At 46.2% G+C, this 3,123-nt stretch carries 2 rRNA genes; both read left to right on the forward strand.

Features of this window, described 5'->3' with window-relative positions:
- Positions 1-77: 77 nt before the first annotated feature.
- Positions 78-2,959, forward strand: a 23S ribosomal RNA gene (locus CJP74_RS04725).
- 105 nt (positions 2,960-3,064) lie between these two features.
- Positions 3,065-3,123 (forward strand): 5S ribosomal RNA (gene rrf / locus CJP74_RS08335); the annotation flags it as partial.

A 3,123-nucleotide genomic window follows, 5' to 3' on the forward strand; every position in this document is an offset into this window, starting at 1 on the left:
CATTAAAACAGCTATATATACAAAACCTTTAATAGTGAATAACACAACCAACTAGCAATAGCTAGTATGAGTTGGACTATTAATTGAATAAGTGTAAGCGGTGGATGCCTTGGCAATCAGAGGCGATGAAGGACGTGCTAATCTGCGATAAGTCTGGAGGAGTTGATAAGACGCGCTATTACTCCAGAATTTCCGAATGGGGAAACCCGATAGAGCAAATCTCTATCACTACATTTTGTAGAGCGAACCCGGAGAACTGAAACATCTAAGTACCCGGAGGAAAAGAAATCAACCGAGATTCCGTTAGTAGTGGCGAGCGAAAGCGGACTAGCCGTTAATGATAGCATTAGTTATAGTAGAATATTCTGGAAAGAATAACCGTAGGGGGTGATAGTCCCGTATACGAAATATCTAATGTGGTACTAAGTTAACAACAAGTAGGGCGGGACACGTGAAATCCTGTTTGAAGATGGGTGGCTCATCATCCAAGGCTAAATACTACTGATTGACCGATAGTGAACCAGTACCGTGAGGGAAAGGCGAAAAGAACCCCTGTTAGGGGAGTGAAATAGAACCTGAAACCGCTTACATACAAGCAGTGGGAGCATATTTATTATGTGACTGCGTACCTTTTGTATAATGGGTCAGCGAGTTATTTTCTGTAGCAAGGTTAACTAAATCAGGGAGCCGTAGCGAAAGCGAGTCTTAACTAGGCGTTTAGTTGCAGGAAGTAGACCCGAACCCCGGTGATCTAGTTATGGGCAGGTTGAAGTTGTAGTAACATACATTGGAGGACCGAACCGACTACTGTTGAAAAAGTAGCGGATGACCTGTGACTAGGGGTGAAAGGCCAATCAAACCGGGAGATAGCTGGTTCTCCCCGAAATCTATTTAGGTAGAGCCTCATATGAATACTTCATGGGGTAGAGCACTGTTTCTTTGCGGGCGCCATCTCGGTGTACCAATAGGATGCAAACTCCGAATACGTGAAAGTACTATATGGGAGACACACCACGGGTGCTAACGTTCGTGGTGGAGAGGGAAACAACCCAGACCGCCAGCTAAGGTCCCAAAGTTTATGTTAAGTGGGAAACGATGTGGGAAGGCATAGACAGCTAGGATGTTGGCTTAGAAGCAGCCACCATTTAAAGAAAGCGTAATAGCTCACTAGTCGAGTCGGCCTGCGCGGAAGATGTAACGGGGCTAAACATAGCACCGAAGCTGCGGCAATAATTTATTATTGGGTAGGGGAGCGTTCTGTAAGCTGTTGAAGGTGTACTGAGAGGTATGCTGGAGGTATCAGAAGTGCGAATGCTGACATAAGTAACGATAAAACGGGTGAAAAACCCGTTCGCCGGAAGACCAAGGTTTCCTATCCAACGGTATTCGTGGTAGGGTTAGTCGGCACCTAAGGCGAGGCAGAAATGCGTAGTCGATGGCAAACAGGTTAACATTCCTGTACTTAATACCCATGCGATGGAGTGACGGAGAAGGTTAGGTCAGCTCACTGACGGAATAGTGAGTTTAAGCGTGTAGTTTGGCATACTAGGCAAATCCGGTATGTTAGAGATGAGGCGTGACGAAGATATTGATTTCGGTCAATAGATTGACTAATACCCAGCTTCCAAGAAAAGCTTCTAAGCTTAATGTGTATTAAACCGTACTGTAAACCGACACAGGTGGTCAGGTAGAGAATACTCAGGCGCTTGAGAGAACTCGGGTGAAGGAACTAGGCAAAATAGCACCGTAACTTCGGGAGAAGGTGCGCTGGTTATGCTGTTACTAGACACGCTCTAGGAAGCGGCAACCAGTCGAAGATACCAGCTGGCTGCAACTGTTTATTAAAAACACAGCACTCTGCAAACACGAAAGTGGACGTATAGGGTGTGACGCCTGCCCGGTGCTGGAAGGTTAATTGATGGTGTTAGGGTAACCGAAGCACTTGATCGAAGCCCCAGTAAACGGCGGCCGTAACTATGACGGTCCTAAGGTAGCGAAATTCCTTGTCAGGTAAGTTCTGACCTGCACGAATGGCGTAATGATGGCCAGGCTGTCTCCACCCGAGACTCAGTGAAATTGAAATCGCTGTGAAGATGCAGTGTACTTGCGGCTAGACGGAAAGACCCCGTGAACCTTTACTATAGCTTGACATTGAATATTGACCTATGATGTGTAGGATAGGTGGGAGACTTTGAAGCAGGGACGTCAGTTCTTGTGGAGTCGTTGTTGAAATACCACTCTTCATATGTTGATATTCTAACTAAGGTAAGTGAATCCTTACCTAGGACATTGTCTGGTGGGTAGTTTGACTGGGGCGGTCTCCTCCCAAAGAGTAACGGAGGAGTACAAAGGTGGGCTAATCACGGTCGGACATCGTGAGTTTAGTATAATGGTAGAAGCCCGCTTGACTGCGAGACGTACATGTCGAGCAGGTGCGAAAGCAGGTCATAGTGATCCGGTGACTTTTCATGACAGAGTCATCGCTCAACGGATAAAAGGTACTCCGGGGATAACAGGCTGATACCGCCCAAGAGTTCATATCGACGGCGGTGTTTGGCACCTCGATGTCGGCTCATCACATCCTGGGGCTGCAGTAGGTCCCAAGGGTATGGCTGTTCGCCATTTAAAGTGGTACGCGAGCTGGGTTTAGAACGTCGTGAGACAGTTCGGTCCCTATCTGCCGTAAGCGTTAGATATTTGAAAGGGTCTGTCCTTAGTACGAGAGGACCGGGATGGACGAACCTCTGGTGTTCCAGTTGTCTTGCCAAAGGCATTGCTGGGTAGCTATGTTCGGACGGGATAACCGCTGAAAGCATCTAAGCGGGAAACCTTCCTTGAGATGAGATATCTTTTCTTTAAGAAATAAGGGTTGTTGTAGACTACGACGTTGATAGGTGAGATGTGTAAGAGCTGTGAGGCTTTGAGCTAACTCATACTAATTGCCCGAATGATTAATAGTCCAACTCATACTTGAGTTGAAATGTAAGTATGTATATTGTTTTAGTGCTTACATAAGAACAAGGATTTAGTAAATTAAGTTCAGCAAGTTATTAAATTAACCGCTTTTGGCGACATTAGCACAATGGTCCCACCTGATCCCATGCCGAACTCAGAAGTGAAACG

It is taken from the genome of Psittacicella melopsittaci (assembly GCF_003585925.1).
GTDB classification, from domain to species: domain Bacteria; phylum Pseudomonadota; class Gammaproteobacteria; order Enterobacterales; family Psittacicellaceae; genus Psittacicella; species Psittacicella melopsittaci.